General features: G+C 71.6%; 15 protein-coding genes and 5 pseudogenes. 11 read left to right on the forward strand and 9 right to left on the reverse strand.

Annotation, left to right across the window (positions count from 1 at the left end; translation table 11 throughout):
• Positions 1–408: 408 nt before the first annotated feature.
• The 6 genes and pseudogenes from ACWGJO_RS17030 to ACWGJO_RS17055 all read right to left on the reverse strand — a co-directional run.
• A pseudogene (locus ACWGJO_RS17030) lies at positions 409–600 on the reverse strand (transposase); the annotation flags it as partial.
• A gap of 32 nt (positions 601–632) precedes the next feature.
• Positions 633–1,202, reverse strand: a complete 570-nt coding sequence (locus ACWGJO_RS17035; RefSeq protein ID WP_452184554.1) for a hypothetical protein — start codon at positions 1,200–1,202, stop codon at positions 633–635.
• Positions 1,203–1,544: 342 nt separating this feature from the next.
• Positions 1,545–2,555 (reverse strand): IS1634 family transposase, encoded by a 1,011-nt coding sequence (locus tag ACWGJO_RS17040; RefSeq protein WP_452184556.1) that lies wholly within the window; start codon positions 2,553–2,555, stop codon positions 1,545–1,547.
• Between the two features lie 137 nt (positions 2,556–2,692).
• Positions 2,693–4,315, reverse strand: a complete 1,623-nt coding sequence (locus ACWGJO_RS17045) for a hypothetical protein (RefSeq protein WP_452184557.1) — start codon at positions 4,313–4,315, stop codon at positions 2,693–2,695.
• Between the two features lie 165 nt (positions 4,316–4,480).
• A complete protein-coding gene (locus ACWGJO_RS17050) occupies positions 4,481–4,726 on the reverse strand; it encodes a hypothetical protein (protein ID WP_452184559.1) in 246 nt (81 codons plus the stop codon).
• Between the two features lie 31 nt (positions 4,727–4,757).
• Positions 4,758–5,372, reverse strand: coding sequence for a hypothetical protein (locus ACWGJO_RS17055; protein ID WP_452184561.1), 615 nt, complete (start codon positions 5,370–5,372; stop codon positions 4,758–4,760).
• Positions 5,373–5,600: 228 nt separating this feature from the next.
• Between ACWGJO_RS17055 and ACWGJO_RS17060 the strand changes: the two genes are divergently transcribed.
• Entirely contained in the window at positions 5,601–5,912 is a 312-nt protein-coding gene (locus ACWGJO_RS17060) for a hypothetical protein (RefSeq protein ID WP_452184563.1), read from the forward strand.
• Positions 5,870–6,346 carry a helix-turn-helix domain-containing protein gene (locus tag ACWGJO_RS17065; protein ID WP_452184564.1) on the forward strand — a complete coding sequence of 159 codons (477 nt, stop codon included), beginning with the start codon at positions 5,870–5,872 and terminating at the stop codon, positions 6,344–6,346. The genes ACWGJO_RS17060 and ACWGJO_RS17065 overlap by 43 nt, the downstream gene beginning before the upstream one ends.
• A gap of 109 nt (positions 6,347–6,455) precedes the next feature.
• On the opposite strand, the pseudogene ACWGJO_RS17070 reads toward ACWGJO_RS17065, so the two are convergent.
• Positions 6,456–6,763 (reverse strand): annotated as a pseudogene (locus ACWGJO_RS17070) (integrase core domain-containing protein); the annotation flags it as partial.
• A 433-nt stretch (positions 6,764–7,196) separates the two neighbouring features.
• Between ACWGJO_RS17070 and ACWGJO_RS17075 the strand changes: the two are divergent.
• The 7 genes and pseudogenes from ACWGJO_RS17075 to ACWGJO_RS17105 all read left to right on the forward strand — a co-directional run.
• The gene (locus tag ACWGJO_RS17075; RefSeq protein ID WP_452184566.1) at positions 7,197–7,847 is read left to right on the forward strand and encodes a hypothetical protein; all 651 of its coding nucleotides are present in this window, start codon (positions 7,197–7,199) and stop codon (positions 7,845–7,847) included.
• 83 nt (positions 7,848–7,930) lie between these two features.
• Positions 7,931–8,176 carry a hypothetical protein gene (locus ACWGJO_RS17080; protein ID WP_452184568.1) on the forward strand — a complete coding sequence of 82 codons (246 nt, stop codon included), beginning with the start codon at positions 7,931–7,933 and terminating at the stop codon, positions 8,174–8,176.
• Between the two features lie 107 nt (positions 8,177–8,283).
• The gene (gene tgmA, locus ACWGJO_RS17085; RefSeq protein WP_452184569.1) at positions 8,284–8,565 is read left to right on the forward strand and encodes a putative ATP-grasp-modified RiPP; all 282 of its coding nucleotides are present in this window, start codon (positions 8,284–8,286) and stop codon (positions 8,563–8,565) included.
• A gap of 3 nt (positions 8,566–8,568) precedes the next feature.
• On the forward strand, positions 8,569–9,540 hold the full coding sequence (tgmB, locus tag ACWGJO_RS17090) for an ATP-grasp ribosomal peptide maturase (RefSeq protein WP_452184571.1): 972 nt from the start codon (positions 8,569–8,571) through the stop codon (positions 9,538–9,540).
• Complete coding sequence (tgmC, locus tag ACWGJO_RS17095; protein ID WP_452184573.1) at positions 9,537–10,688, forward strand: ATP-grasp peptide maturase system methyltransferase; 1,152 nt, start codon at positions 9,537–9,539, stop codon at positions 10,686–10,688. The genes tgmB and tgmC overlap by 4 nt, the downstream gene beginning before the upstream one ends.
• Entirely contained in the window at positions 10,685–10,831 is a 147-nt protein-coding gene (locus tag ACWGJO_RS17100) for a hypothetical protein (protein ID WP_452184575.1), read from the forward strand. Before tgmC ends, ACWGJO_RS17100 begins: the two co-directional genes overlap by 4 nt.
• 226 nt (positions 10,832–11,057) lie before the next feature.
• Positions 11,058–12,038: pseudogene (locus tag ACWGJO_RS17105) on the forward strand (IS110 family transposase); the annotation flags it as partial.
• Between the two features lie 318 nt (positions 12,039–12,356).
• Here ACWGJO_RS17105 and ACWGJO_RS17110 read toward each other — a convergent pair.
• Positions 12,357–12,950 carry a DinB family protein gene (locus ACWGJO_RS17110; protein WP_452184577.1) on the reverse strand — a complete coding sequence of 198 codons (594 nt, stop codon included), beginning with the start codon at positions 12,948–12,950 and terminating at the stop codon, positions 12,357–12,359.
• Positions 12,951–13,009: 59 nt separating this feature from the next.
• Here ACWGJO_RS17110 and ACWGJO_RS17115 point away from each other — a divergent pair.
• Positions 13,010–13,630, forward strand: a pseudogene (locus ACWGJO_RS17115) (transposase); the annotation flags it as partial.
• Positions 13,631–13,984: 354 nt separating this feature from the next.
• Positions 13,985–14,227: pseudogene (locus ACWGJO_RS17120) on the forward strand (NF041680 family putative transposase); the annotation flags it as partial.
• A gap of 28 nt (positions 14,228–14,255) precedes the next feature.
• Here the strand turns inward: ACWGJO_RS17120 and ACWGJO_RS17125 are convergent.
• Positions 14,256–14,465 carry a transposase gene (locus tag ACWGJO_RS17125; RefSeq protein ID WP_452184578.1) on the reverse strand — a complete coding sequence of 70 codons (210 nt, stop codon included), beginning with the start codon at positions 14,463–14,465 and terminating at the stop codon, positions 14,256–14,258.
• Between the last annotated feature and the right edge of the window lie 356 nt (positions 14,466–14,821).

The raw sequence follows: 14,821 nt of genomic DNA on the forward strand, positions 1-14,821 counted from the left end.
CCGGAGTCGCGCGGGAGCTGTGCCACGCGCTTCGGCCCATGCCTTCCGGGTGTTCAGACTCGGTATCCGCGTTCCCCACGTGTCATGGCCGGCCGGTCTGGAGGATGGCTGGCGGGGGCCAGCCCCACTTCGTCTTGGGCCGGCCCTGCAGGATCCCGATCGGGGGATCCCGATCGGGGGGTCAGGCAAGGTTGTGCTTCGATCACGAATCGTGGTTCTGGTCCAACTTCTGGGCTCTGTCGCCAACCTCGAATCTTTCGTGACGGTCCGTCGGTTTCTCGGGCGGGCCGTTTCGGCTTCTCGGGCTGGCGAAGGGCAGGGCGGTGGCCCGGCTGTCGCGTCGAGTGGGCGCCGGGTTCCACGACTCCGGGGGCAGGGCTGCTCGTCGGGATGGGCCGTTATTGCTGGTCAGCCGGGGTTCGGCAGCGATTGCAGGCGACTGAAAGCGCTGGTGATCACGTCGGTCCAGGGCCAGTGGCGGGCAAGACGGAGGTAGCGGCGACGACCGGTGGTGACCAGGCGGGCGGCGGCGGAGAACAGCCGTAGTCGCAGGCGTTTGGGCTCCCAACGGCGGGCGGGGCCGGTCAGGGCGAGCACTGGGCATCCAGGCCTCGGCGGCGGCCTCTGCCAGCTCATCTTCGTCGAGTTCGTCGAAGGCGTCCCGCCACCCCTCGGCCTCGGCCGTCGCCTCGAACCGCTCCAACAGGCTGCGCTGGGCGGTGTCGACGGCTTCCGGTGACCAGGGCGGTGGGGTACGGGGCGCGCGGACGGTGTCGCGAGGGCCTGGGCGGCGCCGGGCCCGAGTGCCCGCCGTGCCCGCCGCGCCCGGCCGGGCCGGACGGTGCCCACCGGCCGGTACCAGCGGCGGCGCGGCGGACGGCGGTGGCGGCCTCGAATTCGGCGGCGAGGAGTTCGAGTTCGCGGGGCAGGCCGCCGAGCACGCAGGACGGGAAGGCGGTGGTGATCGAGCAGACAACGATCAGTGGCATCCGTTCGCCGGGGTGGAGCTGGGGTAGCGTGCCGGTGGAGTACAGGGCGCCGAGCACCATGTCCGCAGCCAGCGTGTAGCGAGGTCCTTCGGTCAGCAGGCCGTTGCTGCCCGGGACGATCTCGCGGCTGCTCGCCCGGACGATCGCCTCGGCCACCCGTTCCAGCAGCCGGCCGTGGTCCTCCTCGTCCTGGTGGCCGGCCAGCACGCGCACCCACGCGGCCGCTGCCTCCCCGCGTCGGCGGCCCGGTGCAGCGCCGCCTGTTCGGCAGCGCGCCGCGCCTGGTCCTCGCCGTCGGGAACGCCCTCGTCGCGGGTGTCGGAGTGCAACGGCGGCGCGAACAGCGGATTGGTCGTCATGCCGGTGCAACCGGCTCGGCGCCAGACCGGTCACTGGTGAGGCAACCTCGGGCCGATCGCCGCCGTCGGTCTCCCCGCGCCGACTGGGAGAGCTTCGACCCCGCTGACGTCGACCTGGACACGCTGGTCGACGCCGCTCTGCAGTTCTCCCTCTGCACCGACGCCCTGCTGGTCCCGTACTTCGCGGGTCACCGTTTCAGGTCTGTGGCCAGCGGGTTTGGGTGACTTCGATGCCGAGGAGTTCGAGGAGGTGGAGTTGAACGCCGCGGGTGATCTGCACTATCGGCCGGTCGAAGATGCTGCCGATGCGCAGGGTGAGTTCGCCGAGGTGGTAGAGGATCATCCGGCCGGTGGGGCGGACCCGGCGGTTGTCCGGATAGAGGCCGACCATGGTCTGTTCGGGGCCAAGCGCCCGTCTGACCTGGCGTTCGATCAGGCAGAACACCAGCAGTGCCAGGCAGATCACCTGGACCAGAGCCGCGACGCGGTGGTTGTGCTGCACGAACAGCGGAGCGACGGCGAGCGGGCCCTTGAAGTCCGCGTAGCGGCGCTCGACCGCGCCCTGGCCCTTGTAGTGGACCAGGACCTGCGCGGGGTCGGCCTTGTCGGCGGACAGGCCGGCCAGCAGTGCGTACCAGCCGTCGACGGCGGCCTCGGCATCCAGCGCCTGGTGATCGAAATGCCAGTCCAGGCCCGGGGTGCCGGCCTCGTCCTCGGTGATGTGCCAGCGCAGGCACGAGACCACACGGCGGCGGGCGGCGATGACCCCGACCCGGGCGGCGATCTTCTCCCGAGTCCTGTAATGCCGTCCGCCCGCCGCACGGGCGAGCTTGTCCAGTTCCTCGGTGGCTTTGGCCGGGCGCTTGGCGCGGGCGGCCTGCTGACCTTTGGCGTTGGCGGTGGAGTGGACCAGGATCCGGCGCACCGTGAGCACCGGGTCGCGCTTGCGCGGCCCGGCCAGGGTGTGGACGTCCTCCAGTACCCGATAGACCTCCCGCTCGGCAGGTGCCTTGCCCGCCTCCCGGTCGGGCACCCAGTCCACCACCGAAGCCTGTTCCAGATCGAGGGCAGCGTAGACCTCGTCCTTGACCTGCGCGGCTGGGACCGGTGCGATGAACTCCACCCCGGCGGCCTGCAAGGCGGCGATGTTCGCATAGGACACCAGCTTGGAGTCCGCGACCATCAGGAACTTCCGTTCGCCCGCCATCGCCGACAGGTCCCGCGGAGTGCATCGCCGAAGGCGGGTCCCGCTCCTGCTCCGCTCCCGTACGGGGGTCGGCCCGCCTCGTCCGTTCCCGCGCCGCTCTCAGCCCCGCGTCACGGCCGACGGCCCGGGGGCCGTCCTCATCGTTGTGTCGCCCCCGTGCCGGGAGTGCGTGCCTTCCGCCGGCGCATCACCTCGTCGGCGATGGCCGCTGTCCCACCGGGGGCGATCTCCTCCAGGTCGTCGAGGACCATCGCCCAGCCGCCGAGGAACACGGCCCGGGCGGCCAGCCTGCGGGCGCGGGCGGGCTCCGACAGTTCCACCAGGGCCGCCAGGGCCCGCGCCCGCGCCCGGCCGTGGGGGATCGTGTGGGCCAGGTCCTCGGCCCGCTCCGGCTCACCCTGGCGGGCCAGCGCACCGACGACGTCGACGAGTGCCTCGCCGCGCCCCCAGCGGTCGGGAATCGCGGGGACGAGGGCCTCGGCCCGGGCCGTGTCGCCGCGCCGGGCCAGCTCGCCGACGACCGCCATCAAGGCCCGGCTCCGCGCCCGGCGGTCGGCCAGGGCATGAGCGAGGGCCTCGGCCCGGTCCGTGTCCCCGGACCGGGCCAGCGCCTCGACGACTCCGGCCTTCCGCGCCGCCCGCAGATCGGGATCGGCGATCCGGTCGGCGAGCGCCGTGGCCCGCTCGACCTGCCCGTGCCGGGCCAGCAGCAAGGTCACGGCCTCCCGCAGTGCGAAGCCCTCGAAGCCGGCGTCGCGGCGGAGCAGTTCCTCGGCCCGGTCGGCCAGAGCGAGAGCCACCTCCCGGTCGGCGCTCTCGGCGATCGCCTCCAGCAGCTCGGGCACGATCCTCGCGTCGAAGTGCGGGCTGGGCCGGGCGCGGATCGTGAGGCACAGGACATCGGGGTCGGCGTCACACTCCTGCGCCCCCGTCGCCGCGGCCTCGGCCTCCTCGGCCGCCCTCGCGGCGGCGGCACGGGCCACGCTGCCCAGCACGGCGTCGAGCCGGTCCAGGTCGCCGTTGCGGACCTCGAAGGCCAGCACCGCGACGAGGGACGCGCGCTGCCCGGTACCCTTGCGGCCCTCGCGGCGGACGAGGTCCTCCACGCGGTCGGCGAACATGCCCGCCAGAACGTGGTCGCCGGCGGCATGCGCGATCTCCATCGCCGTCACGAGCGCGCGCCCCGACTCCGCGCCGGCGCCGGCGCACTCGACGGCTCTGGCGGCGTACCCGAGCGCGGCCGGGAGGTCGCCGCCGTCCGCCACCGCCTTCGCCAGCCCGGCCCAGGCACGCGGCCAGTTGTGCGGGTAGCGGACCGTCCGCGCCAGGCCGGCGGCACCCTCGTGGTCACCGGCGCGTGCCACCGCCGGGATGTGGGCGACCAGGGCGCTGTCCCGCAGCGCGCGGTCGGTCAGCGACTCGGCGAGCGCCCGCGCACCGTCCAGATCCCCGGCCTCGCCCGCGGTCCGCACCAGGTGGACGAGATCCTCCTCCGGCCCGGCCCGACCGGCGCCCGAGCGAACCAGCTCGACCGTCCGGGCGAGACGACCGGCACGCACCAGTGCCGCCGCCAGGTTCGGATCGCTCCTCCTGCCCGTCTCCTGGTACGCCGCCAGCCGCAGGACCGTCAGCAGGCAGGGGGCGGACCCACTGCGCAGCAGGCCCGTGTCCCTGCTGCCCGGCGGGGCCAGGCCGAGGCGCTGGTCCCCGATCCTCGTCCAGTAGGGCTCTTGACCCCACTGGGCCAGCCCCTTCAGCATGCACGCCCCCCGCCGAACGACCGCTCCTCGTGCCGCGCGAGGCGGCCGCCACCCGAACCGGACACGATAGTCCGCCGCCCGGGTCTGCCGCTGCGTTCGCGACGGCGTCCGGAGCCGACGTGCCCACGGCTGCGCGGGGTACGGCGGAAGCGGTGCGTCGACACCTTACCTTCGGGACCGTCGAGCGATCAGAGTGCGGCCTTCGGCCCCGAACACCCCGTCGGGCACGCCCGGCCGCCCGGACCAGGTCAGGACGGTGCCGATGATGCTCGCGCCGGCGGTGACGGATCCGGGTACGACGGAGGCGCCGTCGAGGACGTCGGACAGGCCGTCGGTGAACACGCCGGTGGTGCCGATCCCGCCGGTGTCGGCGACGGCCGTCCCCTGACGGGCTCCCAGGGAGGAAGACACGCGGTGGGCGGCGCCCACGAGCGTCGGCGCATCAACTACGAGGCCGGGCGGGGCGCTTCTTGGTGCGCTCGACCGTCCAGCCGATCAGCACCGGGACCAGGAGGACTGCGAGGGCGCTGTCGACCCGGCCCATCCACAGCTGCTTGGCGGCGCTCGGGCGCTTGCCCAGTTGCGGGGCGACCTGGCCGGACGGGTCGGTGGTGACGGTGACGGTCTCGCCGACCTCCTTCGACCCGCCGAAGCTTCCGGTGGCCGTCCCGTTGATCGGCGGACCGTCCAGGGCTTCCAGCGTGTAGACCTGGTAGGAGGTGTCGTCGGCGTTGAACTTCGTGGTCACCTTGGCTATTCGGGCGTGCTGCTCCACACCGCGCTCGCGCAGCGACCGGGTGTCCAGCAGGGAGATGTGGAGGAACAGCATGCCCGTGGCGAGGGCGGCGAGCGCCGCCATCCACGCGGCCGGGTCGTCGCGCCGCACCCACCAGGTGAGGAAGACGGCCCACAGGACAAGGACCACCAGCAGCGGGACGGCCACCTGAAGGCGGGTGCGGTGGGCGAAGTCCGCCAGTCTGCGGGTGCCGAAGAACACCGCTCCCCCCAACAGCGCCGCCAGTGTCGTGTACCAGGCCGCCCGCCCGACAGTGCGCAACGCCCGCCTCCCCAGCTCTCCGTACGCTCCGGATCCCACGGTACGCGCCCGCACCGTCACCCGAGCCCTTCCCGCCCGGGGAGACCTACGAGCGGACCGGGGCGGCCCGCGCGGCGGCGAGGGCGCGGGTGGCCGGAGTGCGACAGGCGAGTGCGGCCGAGTGCACCGGCCGGCCCCGGGTTGTCGCGACGGCCGACGGAGCAAGGCGTACGGAAGGAACAAAGCACCATGGACGAACGAATGCTCACGAAGGGCGTCGAAGCCAGGTACCGGAAGGGCCACGGGAAGGCGCCGGTCGTCATCACCACCCTGGAGGGCGTCGATGCGCTCGTCGATGACCTCCTGGACGGGGAGGACGACTGCTGCACCCTGGCCGAGGTGTACTCGCAAGACCGGGAACCGCATCCGTCGGGGTTCCCCGACCACCAGCTCATGGTCGGTGCGGACAGGAGCCTCGGCCTGGGGCCGCGCCCGGCCGCTCGTGCGTGCGGGTTCGTATGCGGCCGGGTCGTGCCCAAGCCCTGCTCGGACGTTCGCTGAACGGCCTCGCCGACGGTGTCCTGCCGCTTGGCGAACTACCGGGCCTGGACATCGACCGGCTCGCCGCCGACCCGGTCGCCGCTCTCGAAGAAGCATTGGCCGACCGCCCGGAACCGTCGGAGCGACTCGAAGAGGCGGCGCGTCTACTGGCCGACACCACCGTCTCCGCGACCGCGGCCCGGCTGCACATCAGTGAGTGCCGCCTGCGCGCCCTGTGCACCGACGCCACCGGCTTGTCCCCCAAGCACTTCGCACGCATCGACCGCGTCCGCACCATGCTCGCGGCCGATGCGGGCCTATGGGCGGACATCGCCACGACGGCCGGCTACTACGACCAGTCCCACATGACCGCCGAGTTCCGCCACTTCATGGGTATCCCACCGGCCGCGTTCACCGCTGGTCGGCGCCCCGCCGCGACTTCGTGCACTGCCTGAGTTCCAGGACAAGGCACAGAGAAGCAGGGTTCCCGGTGATCACCAGGCCCTGTGCCTCTTCATCTCCCGAGGAGCCCCATCGCGCCTGTCTGCGCAACCTCCTGATGTCCTGTCCCGTGAAGTTGGGGATGCGGCTGGCGGGTGGCTTGCCTGCGAGTGAGGTGTGTCCGTGGTGGTGATTGTAGGTCTGGAGCCTGGCGAGATAGGCGTCGCGGGGTTCCTGTTCGGTGCGGTAGCGCCGTGCGTAGGCCCATTCGTCGAGCAGGGGCGGCTGAAGCGTTCGCTCTTGCCGTTGGTCTGGGGGCGGTAGGGTCGGGTGCGTTTGTGCGCGATGCCCTCGGTGGCGAGGGCATCGCGCCAGGCATGCGCCAGGTAGCGGGCGCCGTTGTCGGCCATGACGCCCTCACCAGCGAACCCGTCCCCGACACCCAAGCCTGACAACAGCCCGTACGATGCTGTCGAAGGTTCAGAGTCGGCTCACCGGGGCGCAGCTGGGAGAGATGGCCTCTGGGACGTCGATATCGCAACGCGGGCTCCGGATTCGAACTGAATGGATTGGCGCACTCTGCGCCCAATCGCAGCAGGTCAGGAAGTGTCGGCCCCGCGCTTGCGGGGATTGCTCCAAGATGAGCGAGGCGGTACTCGCCGGCGGTCAGTCGGCCCCGCGCTTGCGGGGATTGCTCCGCGATCACCCGCGGCCTGCTGTGGCCCGGTTCGTCGGCCCCGCGCTCGCGGGGATTGCTCAAACAGCGCATGGACGCCCCACCAGCGGCGCCTCGGCACTACTCAGGCGGCCCTTGAGTACGCCCGCTCATGCAGTCCGACCGGCCGCTTCCCTACCGTGATCAGCATGGACACGAACGCGGCTCCCACCGCCCCCCGGCCCTCCGTCAACCCGCGCTGGGCCACCGGCTGCGGGATCGCACTGGCACTCCTCACCACCCTGGTCGTCCTGGGAGCCATGGCGCTGGCCAAGTTCGAGGACTCCCTGACCCAGCACGGGTACGTCAAAGGCCCCGGAACCGTGGTCGAGCCCCTGCACGCCGGCGGGACCGCCCGCTACGACGACGGCCTGAGGATCACCGTGAGCCCGCCCCACCGGGAACCCGACAACAGCTACAGCTTCACGATCACCTACGACAACCGCACAGTCGACGAACTGCGCCCGGGCGGGACGTCCCCCGACACCGGCCTCGGCACGACCCGTGGTTCCGCCCCCGTCGTCGTCCCGGCGGGGAAAGCCATCGACTCCGGCACCCCGTCCACCACCCCCGCCTCCAGCGCCGGCCCCGGCCCCGCTCCCGTCCCTGCCCCCGGCATGACCTTCCTCGACGGGGCTGCATCCGTCACCGCCCTCACGCCGCCCCTCGACACGGAGCAGAAGCGCACCGTGCCGGTACGGGTGAAGCCCGACAAGGTGGGAGGCCCGGCCACGGTGGAGGTCGCCCCGAAGTCGCCCGGGTACCGCGACATCGCGTACTGGCAGTTCGACCTCAGCTGACCAGCCGACCCACGCACGGGTGCCGCACCTGCCGGCCCCATGTCCACTGGGCGGACCCAGCGCCTACGGGGGGGCGCTGCGGGGTGCGCAACGCCAAGCCCCGACCGTCGGCCGCTCACCCGTGGTGCTCCCGGACCTCGCTCCTGAACATCGACAGCGACCAGCCGATCCTCGACAACTGCGTCGATATCCTCCTCGGCGCCCCGCCCATCGCCGACTCCACCCTCACCGCCGACATCGCCTTCGGCGGAGCCGCGCTTCCGGGGCCGCTCACCCCTTGCCGTGGCGCGCGGGCGGTGCTCGGCAGGGAGGGCGATGCCGAAGCTTGACCGGCAGTTCGGCGAAACGCCTGCCAGCAGTCCCGCAGACCGGCACCATGACTGATGGTCACCATTTGCATCGCCAGCGTCACACTTCATGTGCAGGAGAGATCAGGATGCCGAACGCCGTCGCCGCCCCGTGGGGCACCACCCGGATGCGCCCGTTCGCCGACGCTACGCCCTGGCCCGCCCTGACTCCGGTCATCGACCCGGACACCCAGGTCGCGGTCTTCCACGACGAGCGGGGCCGCACCGTCGAGCTGGGCAAGCACGGGACCAGCACGGACCAGACCGGCCCGACGAGCACCGGCGGCGGTGGCGGGGACGGGCAGAGCGGCGGCCAGGCCCAGCCGACCGACGTGGACACCGTGACGTCCAACGACCAGGACCAGAGCTGAACCGTGGCGGGTGACCGGCAGCCGGCGGTCCTGGTGCTGACCTGCGCCTACGACCCGACCGCCGACATCGTGCTGCGGATCCTGGCCGAGCGGCAGGTGCGGGTCGTGCGCGCGGATCCCGGCGCCGACCTCCACCGGGGCGCCGTGCTGACCGCTCGCTACGGCGCGGCCGGCCGGCGCGGCACCCTCGCCACCTCCAGCCGGGCCCTCGACCTCGACCGGGTCCGTGCGGTCTGGTACCGGCGCCCCTCGGGCTGGGCCGCGCCGGTCGGCATGGACGGGCAGGACGCCGAGTTCGCCCGTGCCCAGGCCCAGTGGGGCGTCGGGGGCGTCCTCGCCGCGCTGCCCGGCGCCCACTACGTGAACCACCCCTGGCGGATCCGGGCCGCCGAGCACAAGCCCGCCCAGCTCGACGCCGCGCTCGCGGCCGGCTTCGCCGTCCCCGACACGATCGTCACCACCGACCCCGAGCAGGCGCGCGCCTTCTGCGCCGAGCAGCCCGGCGGGGCGGTCTACAAGCCGCTGTGGAACTCGCCCTGCACGGACGAGGACGGCCGGCCGGTGCAGGCCTGGGTCGCCGAGGTCGCCCCGGACGAGATCACCGACGCCGTCGCCGCCTGCCCGCACCTGTTCCAGGCCCGACTGGCCAAGGACCACGACGTGCGGCTGACCGCGGTGGGCCGCGAGCTCTTCGCCGTCCGCATCGACAGCCCCGACCTGGACTGGCGCCGCCGCCAGCACCTGCTCACCCACACCCCGATCGACGTGCCCACGTCCGTACGCCGGTCCGTGGCCCGCTACCTGGAGCGTTTCCGGCTCGTCTACGGCGCCTTCGACTTCGCCGTCGACGCTTCCGGCCACTGGTGGTTCCTCGAATGCAACAGCAACGGGCAGTGGGCGTTCTTCCCGCCTCCGACCACCGACGCCATCGCCACGGCGATCGCCGACCAGCTCCAGAAGGGCCCTGCCGCATGACCACCACCACCGCCGCCGCCGCGGACCTGCGCGCGGCCCTCGTCCGGCAGCTCGCCGCCGACGAGGGCCTCACCGACCCGCACTGGCGTGCCGCCGCAGCAACCGTGCCGCGCGAGGCCTTCGTCGGCGACTACTTCCGCGAAGTCCCCGGCTCCTTCCCCACCTCCTGGGAACCGGTCCGCGCGGGCGACGACGGCTGGCTGGAGGCCGTCTACACCAACCAGACCCTCATCACCCAGCTCGACGGCCGCATCCACCCCTCCAACACCCACGGGCCCGTCGCCGGATCCCCCTCGTCCTCCTCCACCCTGCCCTCCCTGGTGCTGCGCATGTGGCAGCAGCTCGACGTCCACGACGGCCACCGCGTCCTGGAGATCGGCACCGGCACCGCCTACTCCACCGCACTGGGCGCCCACCGCCTCGGCGAGGACAACATCACCAGCATCGAAGTCGACCCGGCGATCGCCGAACGCGCCGCCACCTCCCTCAAGACCGTCGGCTACACCCCCCACCTGGCCGTCGGCGACGGCCTGCTCGGACACAAGCCCGCCGCACCGTACGACCGGCTGATCGCGACCTGCGCGGTCCGCACCCTGCCCTACCCCTGGCTGCACCAGGTCAGGCCCGGCGGGAAAATCCTCGTCACCATCTCCGGCTGGCAGTACGGCTACGGCCTCGCCCTGCTCACCGTCACCGAGCCCGGCGAGGCGACCGGCCACTTCCTGCCCGGCTGGACCAGCTTCATGATCGCCCGCCCCCACGACCGCCCCCCGCGCCAGAACCCCACCCTCCTGCCCGGCGACGAACGCCCCACTCGCATCGACCCCGCCACCATCACCACCTGGACCGGCACCTGGATCGCCCAACTCGCCGCACCCTCCGCCGAACACATCGGCGCCGGCGACCAACAGATCCTCGTCGACCACGCCACCGGCTCCCACGCCCGCACCCGCCCCGACGGCCACGGCGGATGGACCGTCACCCAGCGCGGCCCGCTGCGCCTGTGGGACCACGTCGAGGACGCGATTGAAACGTGGCAGGCGGCTGGCTCCCCGCACCAGGACGGGTTCGGCATCACGGTTGCGGGTGACGGGCAGCGGGTGTGGCTCGGCAGCGAGGACGGGCCCGGCTGGCGTCTGCCGCTGTGATCCCGCTCTCCTCCCCGGCCCGCGCACGGCACTTCGGCGTCGCCTCCCGCGATGAACTGTTGCTGCACTGCTCCGACACCCACAGCGACGACCTCTACGACAACTACGGTGGGCTGCTGCTCTGGCTGGGTACGCTCGGCTGACAGTGATGATGTTCGTGGTGACGCCGCTGGTGGGTCTGACCCCTCGGCTGACTGACGTCTCGACTGTCCTGTTTGGGTTGTCGGCTCATCGGTGGCGTCACCACGCACGCGGCCGGACGGGCGCTTGTGACGCCATAGGAGCCTGGCCAGAGGCCCCGTCACTGTCTTGTCCACCCGCCCGACCGGCGCGTGCCGCCCCCGGCTCGGACAAGCGGCAAGGACGGACATGACCAGCATGACGCACGACAGGCAAAAGATCACCGGCGGAGTCGACACTCACGGCCTGACCCACCACGCGGCGGTGATCGACCAGCTGGGCCGGCACCTGGCCGACCGGGAGTTCCCGGCCACCGTCAAGGGCTACCGGGACCTGCTGGACTGGATGCGTTCGCACGGCACCCTGATCGCGGTCGGGGTGGAGGGCACCGGCGCGTACGGCGCCGAACTCGCCCGGGTGCTGACCGCCGCCGGGGTCACGGTCGTCGATGTGGACCGGCCGGACCGCAAAGTACGCCGCATGCGCGGCAAGTCCGACCCGATCGACGCCTACGCGGCCGCCACGGCGGTGGCCTCGGGTCGGGCCAGCGGCGTTCCCAGGAGCCGCGACGGCGTGGTCGAGGCCGTCCGGGTGCTGCGGTGCGCCCGTCGCAGCGCGGTCAAGGCCCGCACCCAGGCGATGAACCAGATCCGCGGCCTGCTCGTGTCGGCACCGGCCGCTCTGCGCGAGCAGGTCGCGCACCTGGAGCGGGCCGCGCTGATCCGCACCCTCGCCCGACTGCGGGCCGGCGCGGACCTGTCGACGCCGCTGGCCGCGACCAAAGCCGCCCTACGGCGCCTGGCTCGCCGCCACCAGGCCCTCGACGAGGAGATCACCGAGCTCGACGGCGAGATCGGCCCGCTGGTCAAGCACGCCGCCCCCGGTCTCCTCGCCCTGTTCGGCGTCGGCCCCGAGACCGCCGGCCAGCTCCTGGCCTCGGCCGGCGACATTCCCGAACGGATGCGTTCCGAGGCCGCGTTCGCGCACCTGGCCGGAGTCGCACCGATACCCGCATCCTCCGGCCGCACCCACCGCCACCGCCTCAACCGCGGCGGCGACCGGGCCGCCAACAACGCCCTGCACACCATCGTGCTGGTCCGCATGCGCTACGACGAGCGCACCCGCGCCTACGTCACCCGCCGCACCAAGGAAGGCCTGTCCAAGAAGGACTCGGCATTTGACTCGCCGAGACCCGCTCCACCGCCCTGTTCCAGCTCGCCACCGAACTGCCCGCCGCGGTCCTCGCCCGAACCCTCGGCATCGACATCACCGTCGCCGTCAAATGGCAGCGAGCCGCCGCCGGGGACTGGGCCGCCTACGCCGCCGACGTCACACGCCGCTTCGCTCGACAACCGCCAGGGACGACGCCGTCATGACACAGGTCCTTGCGTCATCAACGTCCAGAACCGACGCCACCCTCATGTGATGGGGGTGGGGAGGCAGGCAACAACATGAGCCACCAAAAGGCATACACCTCCCCGAACGACCTCAGCGCTGATTGGCCTGCGCCTCCTTGGCGGACACTTCCAGCCGGTTCCAGTAGTCCTGGTACCACGCCTCGTCGCCGCCATCCATGTTGCTGTTGTCCTCCCGCATACCAACCTTGCCGTCGATCAGCTCACGGACGATGTCGGCCTGGCCGGCGTGCCGGTTCGTCTCGGCCGTCATGTGCAGCATGACCAGCTGAAGCGTCACGTCCCCGGTGTCGCCCCACCACGCGACGTGGCCCATCGTGTCGAGCGGCAGCGCCTCGATCGTCGCGTCCGCGTGCGCCCAGGCACGGTGGTAGAGGCCGAGAACGTCCTCGCGTGACTCGTCAGCGGGTGCCCACATGTCCGAGTTGGGCTCGGCGTCCTCCTCGTGCCAGGGGAGGGGTTCGTTGTGCGGGCGGCCGAAAGTCGGGCCGAAGTACCCGAGTTCGACGCTGGCTAGGTGCTTGACGAGGCCGAGGAGGTTGGTGCCGGTCGGCGTCAGGGGGCGGCGGATGTCGTACTCGGACAACCCGTCCAGCTTCCAGACAACGGCCTTGCGGGCTTCCTTGAGGTACCGGTGCAGGTCGTCCTTGGGATCATTGGGCTTCATGGGACCGAGTCTCGCACCGCCTGCCGACAGTGGTCGCGTGAGTTCGCCGGCCGCCCAGGATGCATCAGCTGGCGACTGGGCCCTCTGCACCGCGAACCGACCGTCCAGGGAGCCCTGATGCGGCAGGCATTCGGACAGTTCCAATACCCGACCCCACCATTAGCCGTCTACCCGGCCGAGACAATCGAGGCGCACAGGGCATTTATCGCCCGCCGCCGGGCCACTCGGCCCAGCGAGGAATACCGGACTCCCACCGGGGAGGAGTGGGATTCCTTCCTCGCGCACTTCGAGAAACGCAAGGTGTCCATCGGAACCTGCGGCCGCGCCTTTTCCACCCCTTGTTGCGGCTCGCCGGAAGCCGCTACAAGCTCGTCCCTGACGAAATCCTGCCGGACGGCTCCTGGCTGACCACTATCTACGGACACACCGACCGGCGCCGCGAGAACGGCGTCCAGGTCCGCGCCGTGCGCTACCAACTCGAAACGGGTGGCGAGCAGTACACCCTGCTGACCACGCTGTCCGACCACAAACGGTACCCGGGCGACGAACTCGCCGTTCTCTACGCCGAACGTTGGGAAGTGGAGACCACCCTCAAGGAACTGAAGACCCAGCAGATCGGGGCCGGAGAAGTCCTGTCCAGCAAGACACCCGACGGAATCCGCCAGCAGATCTGGGGCCACCTGCTGGTCCACTACGCACTGCGCGTCCACATGCTCCATGCCGCCCGCGCCAACAGCGAGACCCTCGAACCGGACCGCCTGTCGTTCACGACCTGCCTGCCTGCCTGCGTGCCGCCCGCCGCATCACCACGATGCCGCCGGCGGACTTTCCCCCCTCGGACTGACCCTCTCACCATTCTCCTCGGCGAGCTCCTGGCCAGCGTCAACCCACCGCGACGACGCCGCTCCAACCCCCGACGAGTCAAACGGATCATCTCCCGGTACCTCATCAAGAGACCCGACGACCACGGGCACCCAGCCCCGCCCCCGGGCACCACAACTCCTCCGACCGGAAATCTAAAACTAACGGTATTGGATCTTGAACACACCTTCAGGCTGATCAAGCAGACGCTCGGATGGACCGCTCCGAAGGTCCGCCGTCCCGACACCGCGGACTTGTGGACCTGGCTGATCATCGTCGCGCACACCCAGCTCCGCCTCGCCCGGCCCCTTGCCGAGGATCTGCGTCGCCCGTGGGAGAAGCCCGCGCCGCCGAACAGGCTCACGCCCGCCCGGGTCCGACGCGGGTTCCGCAACGTCCGCGCGAACGCGCCGAGGCTGTCGCACGACTTCCCCCGCCCCAGAGTCAAGAGCGCGACTTTGCGGTGCCAGCGAGGAGTTTGCTGAGGTTGTGGACGGTCCCGAGAAGCTTGATCTCGGTGTCGACGGTCCGGCGTCCGCGGTAGTTGAGGTGTCGGCCGAATCGCTGGAAGAGCTGGGCGAAGCCCGGCTCGACGAGCGCGCTGCGCTGGCGGTACTGGGCCCGGCCGGCCAGGGTCGCCAGGCGGTCGGCCATGGCCTGTTGGCCGGCGGGGGCGGTCTGGCGCTTCGCGGGGAATCCTGCCTGGTCAGCCTCGCTGGTGACCGAGACCAGCAGGGGCAGGTCGGTGAGGGTCCCCCGGGATGCGGAGGATGGTGACAGCAGTTCAGATGGGTCTCATGAGAGGACCCGTGGCCATGGCCGCCCCGAAGAAGTATCCGCAAGAATTGCGTGAGCGTGCGGTGCGGATGTATCGCCGGTGCCCCATGCCCAGTTCGATGTCCTCGGTGACATCGACAACAGACAGGTGGGGGGGGGTGGGGGGGGGGGTGGGGGCGGGGGGGGGGGGGTGGAGTATTTTCGATTGGGGGGGGTGGTGAGAAAAAAATAAA

It is taken from the genome of Kitasatospora sp. NPDC054795, assembly GCF_053611565.1.

Coding starts and splice junctions, on each gene's coding strand:
- ACWGJO_RS17040 (WP_452184556.1), bottom strand. CDS start 2,555: ATGGCGGGCGAACGGAAGTTCCTGATGGTCGCGGACTCCAAGCTGGTG.
- ACWGJO_RS17045 (WP_452184557.1), bottom strand. CDS start 4,315: ATGCTGAAGGGGCTGGCCCAGTGGGGTCAAGAGCCCTACTGGACGAGG.
- ACWGJO_RS17060 (WP_452184563.1), top strand. CDS start 5,601: ATGGACGAACGAATGCTCACGAAGGGCGTCGAAGCCAGGTACCGGAAG.
- ACWGJO_RS17065 (WP_452184564.1), top strand. CDS start 5,870: ATGCGGCCGGGTCGTGCCCAAGCCCTGCTCGGACGTTCGCTGAACGGC.
- ACWGJO_RS17075 (WP_452184566.1), top strand. CDS start 7,197: ATGGACACGAACGCGGCTCCCACCGCCCCCCGGCCCTCCGTCAACCCG.
- tgmA (WP_452184569.1), top strand. CDS start 8,284: ATGCCGAACGCCGTCGCCGCCCCGTGGGGCACCACCCGGATGCGCCCG.
- tgmC (WP_452184573.1), top strand. CDS start 9,537: ATGACCACCACCACCGCCGCCGCCGCGGACCTGCGCGCGGCCCTCGTC.
- ACWGJO_RS17110 (WP_452184577.1), bottom strand. CDS start 12,950: ATGAAGCCCAATGATCCCAAGGACGACCTGCACCGGTACCTCAAGGAA.
- ACWGJO_RS17125 (WP_452184578.1), bottom strand. CDS start 14,465: ATGGCCGACCGCCTGGCGACCCTGGCCGGCCGGGCCCAGTACCGCCAG.